The organism is Mitsuaria sp. TWR114 (genome assembly GCF_007997345.1).
Genome location: NZ_VOSR01001113.1, coordinates 1 through 512, shown reverse-complemented (window position 1 = coordinate 512; position 512 = coordinate 1). Strand labels below are relative to the sequence as shown.

At 67.0% G+C, this 512-nt stretch carries 1 protein-coding gene; it reads left to right on the top strand.

The features are described from left to right. On the top strand, nucleotides 1–369 hold a 369-nt coding region (locus tag FUT87_RS27955; protein ID WP_222617336.1), incomplete at its 5' end, for a hypothetical protein. Nucleotides 370–512 lie beyond the last annotated feature (143 nt).

Below are 512 nucleotides of genomic sequence, written 5' to 3'. Positions count from 1 at the left end.
AGCACCGCGCCGATGGCGAGACTGGCCGCTTTCCACCAGGAAAGGAACCCGCCCGCCATGAATCGCCTGCTCATTTCCGTCCTCCTGGGTCTGCTGGTCTGGAACGTCTCGACGGCCCTGCTCATCGACCTTTACGTCCCCTCCCCCTGCGACGCCAGCGGCCATTGCGAGGACGATCTCGGCCTGGGGATCCTGGCCATGTCGATCGTGTTCGGCACCTTCTGGCTGACGGCGATCCCCGTCTTGCTCTACAACGGCGTGCATGCCTTGCTCGCGCTGGCCCGTCGCCGTGCCCGTCGAAATCCGCCGCCCTGGATCGTCGTCTCCACGGAGCCATCCCGCTTCAAGGAGACACACCATGACCGATGACCCGATCCATGCCTTCCTGGGCGACTACGCGGCCGCCGTGCTCGAGCGCGACCTGGCGCGCTTCCTGGACCTCTACGCGCAGGACGTCCAGGTCTTCGACAGCTGGGACCGCTGGCACTACGCCGGCCGCGAGGACTGGGGCG